Genomic DNA, 15,618 nt, shown 5'->3' on the forward strand with positions numbered 1-15,618 from the left:
CGGACGGGCCAGTTCTGCTACCGGGAGGGGCTCGCAGGGCTCCGAAGTCAACCCGCGCGGACGATATTGCCGGAAACGGCTGAAACCGGCTCGCCGTGCTCGCTACATTCACGAGGGTGACAATCCCCCGGGGCACCGCCCAATCCCCCAAATACCAGCGCCTCGCCGCCGACCTGCGCCGCCGGATCGCCGAGGGCGAGTTCACCGCCGACGCGGCCCTGCCGGTCGAGAGCGAACTGGAGCGCCAGTACGGCGTCGCCCGCAACACCGTCCGGCTCGCCGTCGACGTCCTGGTCAACGAGGGCCGCCTGGTCCGCCTCCAGGGCAAGGGCACCTACCTGCGCGAACACCCCGTCCTGGACCACCGCGCCTACGGGCCCGGCCTGACCCCCGCGCCGCGCGACTGCCTCGCCGCGCCCTCCGCCGTCTACCTCGGCGAGGCCGCCGAGGCCGGACGGGAGCTCGGCACCGACTTCGAGATGATGATCGTCCGGGCCCGGGTGGACATCGCCGAACGGCTCGGACTGCGCCCCGGCGAGGCCATCGTGGTCCGCCGCCAGCTGCGGCTGCTCGACCGCGAGCCGTACTCCATCGAGGAGAGCCACTACCGGGCCGGCCTCGCCGCCGGCACCCCGCTGATGGAGCCCGACCCCGTCGAGGGCGGCGACGAGGCGGTGCTCGCCACCCTCGGACGCACCGAGATCGGCGCCGTGGACCACCTGGTCGCGCGGATGCCCGGCCCCGAGGAGGCCCAGTGGTTCCAGGGCGGCCCCGGGGTGCCGCTGATGGTGCAGACCCGCGTCACCTACGACCGGCGCGGGCCCGTCCGGGTCATCGAGACCCGCTACTCGGCCGACCGCAGCAGGCTCGTCTACGGCGTCGGCGACCTCGGCGCCCGCACCACCCTGCCCGCCCCCGCCGCGCCCGTCGACCCGGCCCGGGCCGACGCGCCGTGACGCGCGCCGGCCCCCGGCGGCCCGGGCCGGACCCGGCGGCCTCAGGCCGCCAGGGCCTTCTTGACCTGCAGCAGGCTCGGGTTCGTCATGACGACCCGCTCGCCGCCGCCGGCCGGCGTCACCAGCACCGTCGGAACGGTCTGGTTGCCGTTGTTCACCGACTCGACGAAGGACGCCGACGCCGGGTCCTCCTCGATGTTGATCTCGGTGTAGCCGATGCCTTCGCGCTCCAGCTGGCTCTTGAGTCGGTTGCAGTACCCACACCAGGTCGTGCTGTACATCGTCACGGTGCCGGACATCGAGGGGGCTCCTTCGAAAGAGAGGTGCGTACGGTCTCCGGAGGCAACGTCCACCGGGCGGCGGGCATTCCGGTATGGCGTCGACCGTCGTACGGAGCGATCATCCTGCGATCGCACCGGGCCTGTGGACAACCCCCTCCGCGATGTCCCACCGGGCTGAGAGGATGGAACGCATGCAGGAAGACCTCTTGAGCGGCAGCCCCTACGACGGCCCCCACGGCTCCCCCTGGGCCGACCCCGGCGCCGCGACGGGCCCGGACGCCGTGCTCGCCGGGCTCGACCCCGAGCAGCGCGCCGTCGCCACCGCCCTGCAGGGCCCGGTCTGCGTCCTGGCCGGCGCCGGCACCGGCAAGACCCGCGCCATCACCCACCGGATCGCCTACGGCGTGAGCAGCGGCGTCTACCACCCCCAGCAGGTCCTCGCCGTGACCTTCACCGCCCGCGCGGCCGGCGAGATGCGCGGCCGGCTGCGCCAGCTCGGCGCCGAGGGCGTCCAGGCCCGCACCTTCCACGCCGCCGCGCTGCGCCAGCTCCAGTACTTCTGGCCGCGCGCCGTCGGCGGCCCCGTGCCCCAGCTCCTGGAGCGCAAGGTCCAGCTGGTGGCCGAGGCGGCCGGCCGCTGCGGCCTGCGCGTCCAGCGCACCGAACTGCGCGACCTCACCGCCGAGATCGAATGGGCCAAGGTCACCCAGATCGCCCCCGAGGACTACCCGGTGGCCGTCGCCAAGTCCGGCCGCGAGGCCCCCCGCGACCCGGCCGAGACCGCCCAGGTCTACCGCGTCTACGAGGAGGCCAAGAGCCGCCGCGGCAGCATGGACTTCGAGGACGTCCTGCTGCTCACCGCCGCGATCCTGGAGGACCGCCCGGACATCGCCGAGCAGGTCCGCTCCCAGTACCGGCACTTCACCGTCGACGAGTACCAGGACGTCTCCCCGCTCCAGCAGCGCCTGCTCGACCGGTGGACCGGCCCGGACGGCGGCGCCAGCCTCTGCGTCGTCGGCGACGCCAGCCAGACCATCTACTCCTTCACCGGCGCCACGCCCGACTACCTGCTCAACTTCCGCAACCGGCACCCCGGGGCGACGGTGGTCAAGCTGGTCCGCGACTACCGCTCCACCCCCCAGGTCGTCCACCTCGCCAACGGGCTGCTCTCCCAGGCCCGCGGCGAGGCCGCCCGGCACCGCCTGGAGCTCGTCTCCCAGCGCGAGGCCGGCCCCGAACCGGTCTACACCGAGTACGAGGACGAGCCCACCGAGGCCGAGACCACCGCCCGCCGGATCAAGGAGCTGCTCGCCGCCGGCGTGCGCGCCAGCGAGATCGCGGTGCTGTTCCGCACCAACGGCCAGTCCGAGGTCTACGAGCAGGCCCTCGCCGACCTCAACGTCCCCTACCAGCTCAAGGGCGCGGAACGGTTCTTCGAACGCCCCGAGGTCCGGGACGCCGGCGTGCTGCTGCGCGGCGCCGCCCGGGCCGCCTCCGACCCGCTCACCGACGACGCCCCGGACCTGGCCGGCCAGGTCCGCGCGGTGCTGGCCACCCGCGGCTTCACCGCCGAGCCCCCGGCCGGCTCCGGCGCCGTCCGGGACCGCTGGGAGTCGCTGGCCGCCCTCGTCCGGCTGGCCGAGGAGTTCGAGCGCACCCGCACCGAGGCAGGCCAGGGCACCGACCTCTCGGCCTACGTCGCCGAGCTGGACGCCCGTGCCGCGGCCCAGCACGCCCCGGCCGTCGAGGGCGTCACGCTCGCCTCGCTGCACGCCGCCAAGGGCCTCGAATGGGACGCCGTCTTCCTGGTCGGCCTCACCGAGGGCACCCTGCCGATCATCTACGCCAAGACCGACGAGCAGGTCGAGGAGGAGCGCCGCCTCCTCTACGTCGGCGTCACCCGCGCCCGCAAGCACCTCAGCCTCTCCTGGGCGCTCTCCCGCTCCCCGGGCGGCCGGGCGAGCCGCAAGCCCAGCCGTTTCCTGGACGGGCTGCGCCCCGGCTCCACCGCTCCCGGCGCGCGCACCGGCGCGCGCGGCGGGCGAGGGGGCGTCGAGCCCGGCGAGCGCTCCGCCGCGCGGCGGGTCCGCGGACCGGTCAAGTGCCGGGTCTGCGACAAGGTGCTCACCGAGGCCGTCGAGCGCAAGCTGCGCCGCTGCGAGAGCTGCCCGTCCACGATGGACGAGGGGCTTTACGAGCGGCTGCGCGAGTGGCGGGCCCGGCAGGCGAAGAAGCAGGGCGCGCCGGCCTACGTGGTGTTCACCGACGCCACGCTGATGGCGATCGCCGAGGACGTGCCCGCCGGCCGCGGGGAGCTGGCCGCCATCTCCGGGGTCGGCGCCCTGAAGCTGGACAAGTACGGGGCGGCCGTGCTCTCGTTGTGTGCGGGGGAGGAGCCCGAGGAGGACCCGGACGACGTCGAGGACGGCGGTTCGGACGATCCGGCCTGAGCCGGTCCGGGCGTGGTCCAGGAGGCCGCTCCGAGGGTTTCGGAACCCGTTGTGTGACGTGCCGAAGAACTCGCGTGAAAAATAGTTTGCGCCGCGTACCGGGAGCGCAATAGCCTGCCGGAGCGGTCAAGGGGACGCGGTCGCACGGGGTGAAACCTGTGCCGACGCCCCTCGCCCGAGAGCTTCACCACAGCTTTACCGAGACAGACATCCGAACATTCGGAGCCAGGGAGACCAGGCTCCGCGAGACGCCGAGAGGAGGCGAAGACAGTGGGAAACATCATGATCACCAAAATGACTGGCCAGACCGTTGTCGCTGCCTCCCTGCGTGCCGCCCGTCTGCGGGCGCTCGCCGAGCTCGGTGGAACCGGTCTGGGTCTCGACACCACCGGTGTCTCCGTCGTCCCCGTTGTCAGTGGTCCTGGACACACTGATCTGTGCCTCACGGGCAGCAGGAGCGTCGACGGCACCACTGTCGAGACCGGTCTGTCCCGGGGCTGGGCCTCGTTCGGCACGCCGTGCTCCCTGCGCGACGAGCGACCGACCCAGGCACCGAAGGCGGCCGTAGCCGCCGCCATGCATGGCGGCTATGCGCAGGTCATCGGTGCCGAAAACGCCCAGAAGCAGAACGAGCAGCAGATTAACCAGGCCATGGCCGCCTTTACCGGCGCCGAGGCCGTCCGGATGTGGGCCTTCCGCGGCCCTGAACCCTGGAGAGAACGAACCTGAGCCAGCCTCAGGTCGGCACCTCCAGGGCCGCGGAACCCGTCACACCGGGATCCGCGGCCCTTCTGTTTTGTCCGGTACGCAAGACCACCCAGGCCCTCCGGGGCCTCCGGCCCAGCACCACCAGTCACCTGGGCCGGAACCACTGAGAAAAGACGAGGAAGACGCCCACAGTGTCCACGGTCATCACACCGCCCACCCCGTCCGTACCGCCGACAAGCCAGATCACCCAGGCCGACCAGGCCGACCCCCCGGAGGTTCCTTCCATGCAGCTCAGCTCGATCGAGCAGGCCGAGTCCCTCGGTCTCCCCATCCCCTGCCGCGCCTTCGACCCCGAGGTCTTCTTCGCCGAGACGCCGGCCGACGTCGAGTACGCGAAGTCCCTCTGCGGCACCTGCCCGGTGAAGGAGGCCTGCCTGGCCGGCGCCCTGGAGCGGCGCGAGCCGTGGGGCGTCTGGGGTGGCGAGCTGTTCGTCCAGGGCGTCGTCGTGGCCCGCAAGCGTCCCCGTGGCCGTCCGCGCAAGACCGAGGTCATGGCGTGAACCCCGCCCACGGCGCCAGGGTCGTCCGCCGGGGAGAGCAGCCCCCGCTGGACAGCGCCCTCCGTCGATCCGTGCGGATCGCCGCCGCCAAGGCCGACGCCGCAGCCCGCATCCCGTTCCCGAGCAAGCACCACGAGCAGGACCACCACATGAACCCCGCCGCCGTCGATCCCACCGCCCGCGCCGAGCAGGCCACCGAACGTCAGACCCAGAACAGGATCCTCGAAATGCAACTCCTCCACGAATCCCTGGCCCGTGCCCATATGCAAGACAGGCTGCACGAGGCCGAGAACCAACGGCTCGTCAACCGGGTCGCCCGGGCCCGCAGGCTCAGGCAGCGGGCCGAGCGGGCCTCGATGCGGGCCCGCAAGGCGCTCGCCGTCGCACTGATGTAGGGCCTTCGGCCCGGGGCCGTCCTCGACAGGCCCCTCCCGGACTCCGGTCCACCCCCGTCGTGCCGCAGGCCGCTCCCCGTCGTCGGGGAGCGGCCTGCGGCCGTTGTCGCGGTGCCGGGGTCAGTCCTCGCGGACCCGGGCGGGCTCGGCGGGATCGGCGGGCCCTGCCGACGGGTGCCCGGCGAACTCGGGCAGCCACGCCAGCATCTCGGCGCGGAACGGTGCCTTGGCGCCCAGCTGGCAGAGCACCCCGATGGTGCTCAGCGTCACCCGGTGGATCAGCAGGTACGCGGGCGGCAGGTTCAGCTGCTTGCCCAGGTTGTAGGCGGGCGAGCGCGGATCGGCGATCCGGGCCGCCTGGGAGCGCATCCAGGTCCGGGTGAAGTGGAAGTTCTCCACCGCGGCCGGCTCGATGATCGGCAGCAGGTAGTCCAGCACCGCGTCCGGATCCAGCCGGATCGAGGGCTTCACGAAACCCTCCTCGCGCAGCATCCGGAGCACCCCGGCCGCGTCCCCGGCCAACGCCATCCGCAGCGAGGCCCCGATCGGCGCGGGCAGCCCGCCGGGCAGCCGGTCCACGGTGCCGAAGTCCAGCACGCCCAGCCGCCAGCCCGACACCGGGCCGTCGTCCTTCAGCAGCCGGAAGTTGCCCGGGTGCGGGTCCGCGTGCAGCAGTCCCGTCCGGGACGGGCCCGCGAACAGGAACCGGGCCAGCAGCTGCCCGGCGCGGTCGCGCTCCTCCTGGGTGCCGCCCGTGATCACCTCGGCCAGCGGGGTGCCGCCCATCCACTCGGTGACCAGTACCTGGTCGGCCTGGGCCACCACGCCCGGCACCACGATGTCCGGGTCGTCCGTGAACTCCTCGGCGTGCCGGCGCTGGGCCTGCGCCTCCAGCTCGTAGTCCAGCTCCTCCGAGACGCGCTCGCGCAGCTCGGCGATCAGCGGCTTGATGTCCAGCCCGGGGATCAGCGGTCCCAGCAGCCAGGCCACCCGGCTCAGCTGCGAGAGGTCCGCGAGCAGGGCGTCGCCCGCGCCCGGGTACTGCACCTTGACGGCGACCGTGCGGCCGTCGTGCCAGACCGCCTTGTGCACCTGGCCGATCGAGGCGGCGGCCGAGGGCCGGTCGTCGAACTCCAGGAACAGCTCGCGCCAGGAGTCGCCGAGCCGCTGGGCGAGCGCGGTGTGCACCTTGGCGGCGGGCATCGGGGGAGCGGCGTCCTGGAGCTTGGTGAGCGCGGCCCGGTACGGCCCGGCCACCTCCTCCGGGAGCGCGGCCTCGAAGACGGACAGCACCTGCCCGAACTTCATCGCCCCGCCCTTGAGTTCGCCGAGGACCTTGAACAGCTGGTCCGCGGTGGCCTGTTGGAGCTCGGCGGTGACGACCTCGGCGGAGCGGCCGCCGATCCGCTTGCCCAGGCCGAGCGTGGCGCGGCCGGCTATCCCCAGCGGCAGGGCGGCGAGCCGTGCCGTGCGGGTCATTGCCTTGCGCGGAAGATCGCTCACCCCGGGCCTCCATTCCCCGGCCCCCCGGTTCCGGGCGGCCGACCATCTCTACGCCATTGTGCCCGCTCCCTGCTGCGTGCCCCTCGGAATTCCGTGGGGCGGGGCCGGGAGTGCCCTCGCTTTGCGGGGAGTTGGGTGGCTTGGTCCGGTGGGGGCCGGTGGTTCCGCGCGGGAAGTCGGCTCGGCCGACTTCCCGCGCGGGGCCGGACTGCTTCCTCCGGGGCTCCTCATCCCGGCGGCAGCGGCTGCCACAGGCAGCCGCAGTCGGGGTGCCCGCGCAGCCGCAGGCGCCTCGGCATGCCGTCCCCGGCCGAGACCTCGCACCAGCCGTCCACGCTCGGCGGCCGGCCGCCGTCCAGGAACACCTGGACGTGCAGCGCCGCCAGCCCGGCGACCGCCGTCGCCAGCGCCGTGTCGCAGGCCGGGGTCCGGGCCCGTCCGGGGCCTCCGTCGGCGAGCTGGGCCAGGACCCGGGGCCAGGCGGCGTCCTCGTCCTCCCGGCGCAGCACCAGGCAGTGCCCGCAGGCGGACACCCCGGGGATCACCAGCGGTCCGACGACGCCGAACTCCTCGACCACGCCCACGTAGAGGTGCGGCACCCCGGCCCGCAGCAGCAGTCGGGCCTCGTACGTCCCGCCGGCGAAGGCGGCGCTGCCGTCCCGCGGCGCGAGGACCACGAAGTCCGGTGGCGGCTCCCCGGTGCGGCGCCGGGGCAGGGGCGCCGGCGGCCGGCCGGTGGCCCGCTGCACCGCCTCCCGGGCCGCCGTCGAGCGCAGCCGTCCGACGTCCCCGGGCGGCAGCCCGGCGGGGGAGCAGTCCTCCGGCCTCACCCGGCCGCGGTCCGCGACCGTGACCGTGCCGGTGCCGCCCGCCGCGAGCACCGCCGCCACGGCGGCGCCGACCCGGCCCGCGCCGCGCACCTCGATCCGCGCGTCGGCCCGGCGGCCGAGGACCGCCGGTGCGGCGCCCGGGCCGGAGTGGACCAGGGAGAGCGAGGCGAGGTCGGGGCCGAGCAGGTCCCGCTGCTGCGGGGGGAAGCGGGCCAGGGCGCGGCGGTCGGCCTCCGCGTCGTCCAGCAGGCCGGTCTCCTCCAGGCCGGTGAGCAGGGTGTCGGCCGGTTCGCGGCCGAGCCCGATGCGTTCGCCCTCGGTCAGGAGCTCCGGTCGCTCCCTTGTCCCGTCGAGCAGCGCGAGGAAGTCGCAGAGGGTCTTGTCGGCGTTGCCGAGCACCCCGGCGAAGCGGGTGACGGTGCCGAACTGCAGGGTCTGCGGGTCCCGCCAGCTGCGGGACAGCGCGGGTTTGAGGGCGAGGCGCACGACGATCTCCCTTCCGATCGTTTCCGGACGGCCGACCGCAGCTTGCCCCATCGCGCCGACGTCGTGCGGAAGGTTGTCCACAGGGCCGCGCGCATGATCGCACCATCCGTTCGCGAGCCCTGTGGATAACCGGCCATCCCCTCCGGCGTCGGTTTCCGGACACCCGCCGTCGACTTTTCGTTCCCGATCACTCCATGAAAGATTCCGGCCACGGCAGCGGACTTCTGTCCGTGGTACCGGGTAACGTCGTGTGCCATGGCAGCCGAGCGGGACTCCCATCCACCGGCGTCGCGTCGGCGTGCCCGCGCAGCGTCCGGGTCGCAGGTCGCGGCGCCGAACACACGCGGGCGCCCCGACCAGCGGCAGCAGCCGAGGCCGGCTCCACCGCAGCCGCCGCCCTCCGGCGCGGCGGCCCCCGAGGCGCACGAGCGCGGCCGGGTCGAGGTGCGCCGCAGCGCCCGCCGCAGCCGTACGGTCTCCGCCTACCGCGAGGGCGACCGCACCGTGGTGCTGATCCCGGCCCGGATGTCGCACGCCGAGGAGCAGCGCTGGGTCGCGCAGATGCTGGAGAAGCTCGCCGCCCAGGAGTCCCGGCGGACCCCCGGTGACGAGGCCCTGATGACCCGGGCCCGCGAGCTGTCGGGCGCCTACCTGGACGGTCGCGCCCGGCCCAGCCAGGTCCGCTGGGTCACCAACCAGAATTCCCGCTGGGGCTCCTGCACCCCCAGCGAGGGGACGATCCGCCTCTCCCACCGGCTCCAGGGCATGCCGGAGTACGTGCTGGACTACGTGCTGCTGCACGAGCTGGCGCACCTGCTGGTGCCGGACCACGGCCCGGCGTTCTGGGCCCTGCTGGAGTCCTACCCGCGGACCGAGCGGGCCCGCGGCTACCTGGAGGGCGTGGTCTCCGCCGCCCGGCTGCCGCACATCCCCGGCGCGCGGCACGCGGCCCCGGATCCGTCCGGGCCGGACACCTCCTGCGGCTGAGGCCGCGGCGGCGCGGGCGGGGAGGGTGCGCACCCGGCCGGAGCCCGGTCGGTCCGACCGGAGGAACGACGGAAGGGGGCGCGGGCCAATAGGCTCCGCGCCCCCTTCCGGTGCCGCACCTCAGCCGGTCAGCTGCCGCGCCCGGGCCACCAGGTCGCGCACCGAGTGGTCGGTGAGCTCCGGCAGCCGGTCGTAGTCGAACCAGCGCAGGTCCAGCGACTCCTCGCTGATCAGCGCCTGCGCGCCGGCCGGGGCCAGCGCGATGTACTGGACGTCCAGGTGGGTGTTCTCCGGCCGGTCCTTGCCGGTGCAGCGGACCAGGTGCCGGTCCAGCTTGGCCGGCACCGGGGCGCCGTCGCTCTCCAGCAGCACCAGGTCGGGGATGCCGGACTCCTCGACGGCCTCGCGCAGCGCGGCCGAGGCGAGGTCGCGGTCGCCGGGCTCGCAGTGCCCGCCCATCTGGAGCCACATGCCGACCTTGGGGTGCAGGGTGAGCAGCACCCGCCCGGCGGCCGGGTCGACGACCGCCGCGCTCGCGGTGATGTGCGCGGGCAGGCAGGAGCGGTACAGGCCCTCGGGCTGCTCGGCCAGGTGCTCCAGGTAGTCCAGCCGCAGCCGCTCCTGGTCCTCGTCGGCGGGCCGCCACCCGGTCAGCGCGCGGACGGCGTCCGCGTGCAGTCCGGTGCCGGGCGTCCCGGTGGCGGGCGTCTCGGTCGCCGTCATGCGGTGGGCTCGCCCTTTCCGTCGGTGCCGTCCTCGTCGGTTCCCGGCCGCTCGTCCTTCTTGGTGAGGTCGGGCTTGCCGGCCGCGGCATCGCCGAGCAGCTTGTCGAAGGCGTCGAAGTCGATGCCGCCCTCCAGGTCGTCGGCGGAGCCCCGGTGCACGAAGGCGTCCGGGTCGTCCAGGTCGGCGGCGGTGGGCAGCATGTCCGGGTGCTCCCAGAGCGCGTCGCGGCCCTCGATGCCGCGGGCGTCGGCGAGCAGCGCCCAGAGCCGGGAGGCGTCGCGCAGTCGGCGCGGACGCAGCTCCAGGCCGACCAGGGTGGCGAAGGTCTGCTCGGCGGGCCCGCCGGCCGCGCGGCGGCGGCGGACGGTCTCGCGCAGCGCGCCGGCCTGCGGCAGGTGCGGCTCGGCGGCGGCGTGCACGACGGCGTCGACCCAGCCCTCGACCAGTGCGAGCGCGGTCTCCAGGCGGGCGAGCGCGGCCTTCTGCTCCGGGGTGTCCTCGGGCTGGAGCAGACCGCCGGCCAGCGCCTCCTGCAGCGCCTCCGGGTTGCTCGGGTCGAGCTGGCCGACCAGTTCCTCCATCCGGGAGGTGTCGACCTTGATGCCGCGCGCGTAGGCCTCGACGGCGCCCAGCAGGTGGGCCCGCAGCCACGGCACGTGGGCGAAGAGCCGCTGGTGGGCGGCTTCGCGCAGGGCGAGGTAGAGCCGGACCTCGTCGGCGGGCACGTTCAGGCCCTCGCCGAACTCGGCGACGTTCTGCGGCAGCAGCGCGGCCTTGCCGGCCGGGGCGAGCGGCAGGCCGACGTCGGAGGAGCCGACCACCTCGCCGGCGAGCGCGCCGAGCGCCTGGCCGATCTGGGTGCCGAACATGGCGCCGCCCATCGAGCGCATCACGCCCATCAGCGGGCCGGCCATGGCCTGCATCTCCTCGGGCAGCACGCCGCCCATGGCGTTGCCGACCCGCTCGGCGACCGGGTCCACCAGGTCCTTCCAGACCGGGAGGGTGGCCTCGATCCACTCGGCGCGGCTCCAGGCGACGGCGGTGCCGGCCCCGGAGGGGAACTCGGTGGAGCCATCGAGCCACAGGTCGGCCAGGCGGACGGCCTCGGCGACGGCGGAGCGCTCGGCCGCGCTGACCGAGCGGTCCTTGCTCTTGCCCTCGGCGGGCTCGGCGACCACGGTCTGGCGGGCGATGTTCGTGGCGAGGTCCCAGTTCACCGGGCCGCCCTCGAACGAGAGCATCTGGCCGAGCTGCTGGAAGGCGGCGCCGAGGTCACCCGGGTTCATGCCGCCGAACATCGCGGCGAAGGGGTTGTCGGCTCCGGCGCCGCCCGGGGCGCCGGGCATGCCGAACATCGCGCCGAAGGGGTTGCCGCCGCCGAAGCCGAACGGCTGCGGACCGCCGCCGGACTGCTCCTGGTCCTTCTTCTCGTTCTTCTGCGCGTCGTCGGGCTTGGCCTTGCCGTCCTCGGGCTCCTCGGGCGGAACGCCGAATCCGAAGGGAAGGTCGCTCACGGGGTCCTCGATCCGGTCGGCCGTCATGCGGGTGTGGCGGAAAAGTCTGCGCCCGGGGCGGCGGCGGAGTGGGGGACTCGGGGGCGGCTCCCGCGCGGCAGGCCCGCGCCGGGTGCACCGCCGGGCCTTCGCCTCGGGCAGGATGGACGTACGTGACACACGTCCGTACGCACATAAAGCTAACCGTGGAGGATGGCCGGTGAGTTCCCCGCCCTCGGACGTTCGCTCTGGGCTGACCGGAGGAGAGGACGCGTCGGACACCACGGCGTCGCCGTCTCCAGCCTACGGCGGACGGCCGCTGACCGTGGCGGTCACCGGCGCCGCGGGGGTGCTGGGCGAGCGGGTCGCCGCCCGGCTGGTGGCCTCCCCGCACGTCCGGAAGGTCCTCGCCGTGGACGACCGGCGGGGGGAGGTGCCGGGCGTGCAGTGGCGGGTGCTCGACGTCCGCGACCCGGCGGTGGCCGAGCGGCTGGCCGGGGTCGACGTGGTGGTGCACCTGGCGATGGACTTCGGCATGGAGTCCGACGCCCGGGCCCGCAGCGCCTACAACGTGCGCGGCGCCCAGACGGTGCTGACCGCGGCCGCGGCCGCCGGCGTCCACCGGGTGGTGCTGTGCACCTCGGCGATGGTCTACGGCGCGCTGGCCGACAACGAGGTGCCGCTGGCGGAGGACTCCGAGCTGCGGGCCACCGAGGAGGCCTCGCTGGTCGGGGACCTGCTGGAGATCGAGCGGCTGGCCCGCCGGGCGCCGCGCGCCCACCCGGGCCTCCAGGTGACGGTGCTGCGCCCGGCCGTGGTGGTGGGCCCCGGCGTGGACACCGTGCTGACCCGGCACTTCGAGGCGCCCCGGCTGCTGGTGGTGGCGGGCTCCCGCCCGTGCTGGCAGTTCTGCCACGTGGACGACCTGGCGGCGGCGCTGGAGTACGCGGCGCTGGGCCTGGTCGAGGGCGAGGTGACGGTCGGCTGCGACGGCTGGCTGGAGCAGGAGGACGTGGAGCGGCTGTCCGGGATCCGGCGGATGGAGCTGCCGGCCTCGCTGGCGCTCGGTACGGCGGCGCGGCTGCACCGGCTCGGTCTGACCCCGGCCCCGGCCGGGGACCTGGCGTACACGATGTACCCGTGGGTGGTGTCCGGCAGCCGGCTGCACGAGGCGGGCTGGCGTCCGGCGCACACCAACGAGCAGGTGCTGGCCGAGCTGCTGGAGCAGGTGTCCGGCAAGCACGCGGTGGCCGGTCGCCGGCTGGGCGGCAAGGAGGCGGCGACCAGCCTGGGGGCGGCCGGGGCGACGGTGGCGCTGGTGGGTACGGCGGCGCTGGTGCGCCGGGCCCGCAAGCGGCGGCGGTTCTGACCGGTCGGCCCGGGTCGGCCGGTTCCGTCCTGCCGTAAACGGGGGGCGGGCGCTGGGCGGCACGCGCTTCTCACGATGCGAAATTCCGGCGTCGTGATGCGGAAAGTACTTGCACCGTCCCGTCCCGGATGGGGAATCATGGGGTCATGTCCGAGAACCACGACCCCATCCGCCTGCTCGCCATCCGCGACACCCCGCTCTCGCTGGACGAGGTGTACGAGGCGGTCGGCGACGACGCGGCCGGCGGCACCACCGTCTTCGTCGGGACGGTCCGGGACCACGACGGCGGCAAGTCGGTCTCCGCGCTGGAGTACAGCTGCCACCCCACCGCCGAGCAGGAGATGCGCCGGATCGCCGAGAAGGTGGCCGCCGACTTCCCGGTCCGGGCGCTCGCCGCGGTCCACCGGGTGGGCCGGCTGGAGATCACGGACAAGGCCGTGATCGTCGCCGTCTCCTGCGCCCACCGCGGCGAGGCCTTCGCGGCCGCCCGTCGGCTGATCGACGACCTCAAGCACGAGGTGCCGATCTGGAAGCACCAGGTCTTCTCCGACGGCGGGGAGGAGTGGGTCGGCGCCGGCGGCTGCTGAGAGCGGGACCGGTGCGACGGAACCGATCGGCACACCTCGTGCGTCGGTCGGGGCAGGCGCGCCGAGGTCTCACTCCAACGGGTCCGTGACGGCGCTCCGAATACTCCCTGGAAGTGAGCCGATCGGCCGTCCCGTGACCCGGATGGCGCCGGCCGCGTTGTCCGCCGGAGTGGTTAATCTGCTCATAGACACGACGAGCTGGGAGTACTGACATGGGTGCGCTCGCCTGGTTGATCATTCCGGTGGTCGCGGTCCTGGTCGCCGCCCTCTGGGCGGTGTGGGCCCAGCGGGCGCCGCGGGCCACCGGGGACCCGGCCTCACTGGCCGAGCACCGCCGTTTCATGGCCGCCATGGAACGCACCACCGCCGGCGCGGCCGCCCCCGGCGAGGGCTCCGGCAGGTAGCCCGGCGGGCGCCGCTTCGGGCGCGTCCCGTACTGTCGTGGCATGCCACGCCGCTCCGCGACGATGCTCGCTGCCACCCTGCTGCTCATAGCGCTGCTCTGCGTCTCGGTGCTGATGAAGGTGCCGTACACGGAGATGAGCCCGGGGCCGACGTATAACACGCTCGGCAACCAGGGCGGCAAGCCGGTGATCAGCATCAGCGGGCACGACTCGTACCCGACGAGCGGCCACCTCAACATGACCACCGTCCAGGTCACCGGGGCCAAGTACGAGCCCAGCCTGGTCAACGCGGTGGTCGGCTGGCTGCGGGACGACGTGCTGGTGGTGCCGCACGACAACGTCTACCCCAAGGGGCAGTCGGACGCGGAGGCCAAGAAGCAGAACGCCGAGGAGTTCGCCTCCTCCGAGGACAGCGCGCGCACCGCGGCGCTCAAGCAGCTGGGCATCCCGGTGGGCAGCGAGTTCATCGTGAAGTCGGTCACCGCGGGCGCCCCGGCCGAGGGCCGGCTGCACGCGGGGGACCAGATCGTGGCGGTGGACGGCACGCCGGTCGGCTCGGTCGAGCAGGTGGTCGCGGCCGTCACCAAGCACAAGCCGGGCGAGTCGGTGGTCTTCACCGTCGTGCCGCGGGTCAAGGACGCGAACGGCGCCGCCACGCAGGGCGGGAAGACCGACGTCACCGTCCCGACCGTCCGGGCCAAGGACCTCGACCCGAACGCCTCCGCCGAGCGGGCGGAGCTCGCGGTGGTGGGCATCGGCACCGGGATGCGGCACACCTACCCGTTCCAGATCGACATCGGCCTGCAGGACGTGGGCGGCCCGAGCGCCGGCCTGATGTTCTCGCTCGGCATCATCGACAAGCTCACCCCCGGCGGCGACCTCACCGGCGGCAAGTTCGTGGCCGGCACCGGGACCATCGACGACGACGGCAAGGTCGGCCCGATCGGCGGCATCTCGATGAAGCTGATCGCCGCCCGGGACGCCGGGGCCGAGTACTTCTTCACCCCGTCCTCGAACTGCGCCGAGGCGACCAAGAACGTGCCGTCCGGGCTGACCCTGATCAAGGCGGACACGCTGGACGGCGCGCTGAAGTCGCTGGAGCAGGTCCGCTCCGGGCAGACCTCCGCGCTGCCGTCCTGCTCCGCCGGCTGACAGGCCCGGCCGGCCGCCCGGCGGGCGCCGGGCGGCCGCCGGGAGAGCCGGCGGGGAAGGCGTCAGGCGAAGGTCGCCAGCAGTGCCTCGGTCAGGCCCGGCACCAGGTCGGGGCCGGTCAGCACCTCGCGGGCGACGTCCTTGGAACGCAGCCGCAGGGCGATCTCCTTCTTGCCGCCGCGCAGCACCGCGGCGGTGATCCGCACCTCCTCGCGCTTGGGGTGGTTGGCCACCCACTCGGCGAGCTGGGCGTCGCTGGCGCCCCGCGGGCGGGACTGCTCGGCGCCCGGGGGCAGCATCATGCGCTCGACGACCAGGGCGCAGCCGGCCACCGAGTCGGGCCAGGCGATGGTGCCGAGGAACTTGTCGAGCTCCATGCCGGCCGGCAGCTCGTCCTGCTCGATCGGGGTCAGGCCGGCCTCGTCGCCCTCGGCGAGGCCGAGCTGCTTGGCGATCTTCGGGTTGGCCTTGCGCAGGGCGGCGCTGTCCACCAGGGCGAACAGCCGGGCCGGGAGGTCCCAGCCGAGGGTGGATGCGTACTCGTCGATCTCCAGCGCGGCCCGGGTCAGCGGGGTGGCGGCCGGGAGCTTGGAGACGTCGTCGGGGGAGTTGTTCAGATCAGACGCGTCGGACATGACTCAATCCTCACACGCCGGGCGGGGCCCGCTCGCCGGGCGGTCCGCCGCGGGAGCCGTCGGCAGGGGCGCCGCGACGACCGCCGCGGGGGCCGC

Annotated in this window: 16 protein-coding genes; 10 read left to right on the forward strand and 6 right to left on the reverse strand. The window is 74.1% G+C overall.

The window, feature by feature from the left end:
* Positions 1-116: 116 nt before the first annotated feature.
* Positions 117-956 carry a GntR family transcriptional regulator gene (locus ACGFSC_RS28440; protein ID WP_359915373.1) on the forward strand — a complete coding sequence of 280 codons (840 nt, stop codon included), beginning with the start codon at positions 117-119 and terminating at the stop codon, positions 954-956.
* Between the two features lie 41 nt (positions 957-997).
* On the opposite strand, the gene ACGFSC_RS28445 is transcribed toward ACGFSC_RS28440, so the two are convergent.
* Positions 998-1,255, reverse strand: a complete 258-nt coding sequence (locus ACGFSC_RS28445) for a mycoredoxin (protein WP_030058313.1) — start codon at positions 1,253-1,255, stop codon at positions 998-1,000.
* Positions 1,256-1,419: 164 nt separating this feature from the next.
* Between ACGFSC_RS28445 and ACGFSC_RS28450 the strand changes: the two genes are divergently transcribed.
* The 4 genes from ACGFSC_RS28450 (at position 1,420) to ACGFSC_RS28465 (ending at position 5,350) form a co-directional block, all read left to right on the forward strand.
* On the forward strand, positions 1,420-3,687 hold the full coding sequence (locus ACGFSC_RS28450; protein WP_380358904.1) for an ATP-dependent DNA helicase UvrD2: 2,268 nt from the start codon (positions 1,420-1,422) through the stop codon (positions 3,685-3,687).
* A gap of 282 nt (positions 3,688-3,969) precedes the next feature.
* Positions 3,970-4,416, forward strand: a complete 447-nt coding sequence (locus ACGFSC_RS28455; RefSeq protein WP_359915371.1) for a hypothetical protein — start codon at positions 3,970-3,972, stop codon at positions 4,414-4,416.
* A gap of 170 nt (positions 4,417-4,586) precedes the next feature.
* Complete coding sequence (locus ACGFSC_RS28460; protein WP_380358898.1) at positions 4,587-4,955, forward strand: WhiB family transcriptional regulator; 369 nt, start codon at positions 4,587-4,589, stop codon at positions 4,953-4,955.
* Positions 4,952-5,350 carry a hypothetical protein gene (locus tag ACGFSC_RS28465; RefSeq protein ID WP_380358895.1) on the forward strand — a complete coding sequence of 133 codons (399 nt, stop codon included), beginning with the start codon at positions 4,952-4,954 and terminating at the stop codon, positions 5,348-5,350. The genes ACGFSC_RS28460 and ACGFSC_RS28465 overlap by 4 nt, the downstream gene beginning before the upstream one ends.
* Before the next feature lie 120 nt (positions 5,351-5,470).
* Here ACGFSC_RS28465 and ACGFSC_RS28470 read toward each other — a convergent pair whose 3' ends face one another.
* Together ACGFSC_RS28470 and ACGFSC_RS28475 are read right to left on the reverse strand one after the other, a co-directional pair.
* The gene (locus tag ACGFSC_RS28470; protein ID WP_359915644.1) at positions 5,471-6,853 is read right to left on the reverse strand and encodes an AarF/ABC1/UbiB kinase family protein; all 1,383 of its coding nucleotides are present in this window, start codon (positions 6,851-6,853) and stop codon (positions 5,471-5,473) included.
* A 227-nt stretch (positions 6,854-7,080) separates the two neighbouring features.
* Positions 7,081-8,169 carry a ThiF family adenylyltransferase gene (locus ACGFSC_RS28475; RefSeq protein ID WP_359908382.1) on the reverse strand — a complete coding sequence of 363 codons (1,089 nt, stop codon included), beginning with the start codon at positions 8,167-8,169 and terminating at the stop codon, positions 7,081-7,083.
* 255 nt (positions 8,170-8,424) lie between these two features.
* Between ACGFSC_RS28475 and ACGFSC_RS28480 the strand changes: the two genes are divergently transcribed.
* Positions 8,425-9,156, forward strand: coding sequence for a YgjP-like metallopeptidase domain-containing protein (locus ACGFSC_RS28480; RefSeq protein WP_359908385.1), 732 nt, complete (start codon positions 8,425-8,427; stop codon positions 9,154-9,156).
* A gap of 120 nt (positions 9,157-9,276) precedes the next feature.
* On the opposite strand, the gene ACGFSC_RS28485 is transcribed toward ACGFSC_RS28480, so the two are convergent.
* Both ACGFSC_RS28485 and ACGFSC_RS28490 read right to left on the reverse strand, forming a co-directional pair.
* On the reverse strand, positions 9,277-9,879 hold the full coding sequence (locus ACGFSC_RS28485) for an NUDIX hydrolase (RefSeq protein ID WP_359908388.1): 603 nt from the start codon (positions 9,877-9,879) through the stop codon (positions 9,277-9,279).
* Entirely contained in the window at positions 9,876-11,396 is a 1,521-nt protein-coding gene (locus tag ACGFSC_RS28490; RefSeq protein ID WP_359908391.1) for a zinc-dependent metalloprotease, read from the reverse strand. Before ACGFSC_RS28490 ends, ACGFSC_RS28485 begins: the two co-directional genes overlap by 4 nt.
* A gap of 199 nt (positions 11,397-11,595) precedes the next feature.
* Here ACGFSC_RS28490 and ACGFSC_RS28495 point away from each other — a divergent pair, with 199 nt between their 5' ends.
* The 4 genes from ACGFSC_RS28495 to ACGFSC_RS28510 all read left to right on the forward strand — a co-directional run bounded on the left by ACGFSC_RS28495 (position 11,596) and on the right by ACGFSC_RS28510 (position 14,887).
* The gene (locus ACGFSC_RS28495) at positions 11,596-12,744 is read left to right on the forward strand and encodes an NAD-dependent epimerase/dehydratase family protein (RefSeq protein WP_359908394.1); all 1,149 of its coding nucleotides are present in this window, start codon (positions 11,596-11,598) and stop codon (positions 12,742-12,744) included.
* A 146-nt stretch (positions 12,745-12,890) separates the two neighbouring features.
* A complete protein-coding gene (locus tag ACGFSC_RS28500) occupies positions 12,891-13,331 on the forward strand; it encodes a molybdenum cofactor biosynthesis protein MoaE (protein WP_359908397.1) in 441 nt (146 codons plus the stop codon).
* A gap of 212 nt (positions 13,332-13,543) precedes the next feature.
* Entirely contained in the window at positions 13,544-13,735 is a 192-nt protein-coding gene (locus ACGFSC_RS28505; protein WP_359908400.1) for a hypothetical protein, read from the forward strand.
* Positions 13,736-13,777: 42 nt separating this feature from the next.
* Positions 13,778-14,887, forward strand: a complete 1,110-nt coding sequence (locus tag ACGFSC_RS28510; RefSeq protein ID WP_359908403.1) for a PDZ domain-containing protein — start codon at positions 13,778-13,780, stop codon at positions 14,885-14,887.
* Between the two features lie 62 nt (positions 14,888-14,949).
* Here ACGFSC_RS28510 and ACGFSC_RS28515 read toward each other — a convergent pair whose 3' ends face one another.
* Positions 14,950-15,522: a PPA1309 family protein gene (locus ACGFSC_RS28515; protein WP_359908408.1), complete on the reverse strand. Its 573-nt coding sequence runs from the start codon at positions 15,520-15,522 to the stop codon at positions 14,950-14,952.
* Between the last annotated feature and the right edge of the window lie 96 nt (positions 15,523-15,618).

This window comes from Kitasatospora sp. NPDC048715 (assembly GCF_043198905.1).
Classification (GTDB): domain Bacteria; phylum Actinomycetota; class Actinomycetes; order Streptomycetales; family Streptomycetaceae; genus Kitasatospora; species Kitasatospora lactacystinica.

What these genes read in the sequence shown, in the direction of transcription:
- ACGFSC_RS28485 (WP_359908388.1), bottom strand. Translation starts at nt 9,879, where the DNA reads ATGACGGCGACCGAGACGCCCGCCACCGGGACGCCCGGCACCGGACTG.
- ACGFSC_RS28515 (WP_359908408.1), bottom strand. Translation starts at nt 15,522, where the DNA reads ATGTCCGACGCGTCTGATCTGAACAACTCCCCCGACGACGTCTCCAAG.
- ACGFSC_RS28510 (WP_359908403.1), top strand. Translation starts at nt 13,778, where the DNA reads ATGCCACGCCGCTCCGCGACGATGCTCGCTGCCACCCTGCTGCTCATA.
- ACGFSC_RS28500 (WP_359908397.1), top strand. Translation starts at nt 12,891, where the DNA reads ATGTCCGAGAACCACGACCCCATCCGCCTGCTCGCCATCCGCGACACC.
- ACGFSC_RS28450 (WP_380358904.1), top strand. Translation starts at nt 1,420, where the DNA reads ATGGAACGCATGCAGGAAGACCTCTTGAGCGGCAGCCCCTACGACGGC.
- ACGFSC_RS28480 (WP_359908385.1), top strand. Translation starts at nt 8,425, where the DNA reads ATGGCAGCCGAGCGGGACTCCCATCCACCGGCGTCGCGTCGGCGTGCC.
- ACGFSC_RS28505 (WP_359908400.1), top strand. Translation starts at nt 13,544, where the DNA reads ATGGGTGCGCTCGCCTGGTTGATCATTCCGGTGGTCGCGGTCCTGGTC.
- ACGFSC_RS28445 (WP_030058313.1), bottom strand. Translation starts at nt 1,255, where the DNA reads ATGTCCGGCACCGTGACGATGTACAGCACGACCTGGTGTGGGTACTGC.
- ACGFSC_RS28455 (WP_359915371.1), top strand. Translation starts at nt 3,970, where the DNA reads ATGATCACCAAAATGACTGGCCAGACCGTTGTCGCTGCCTCCCTGCGT.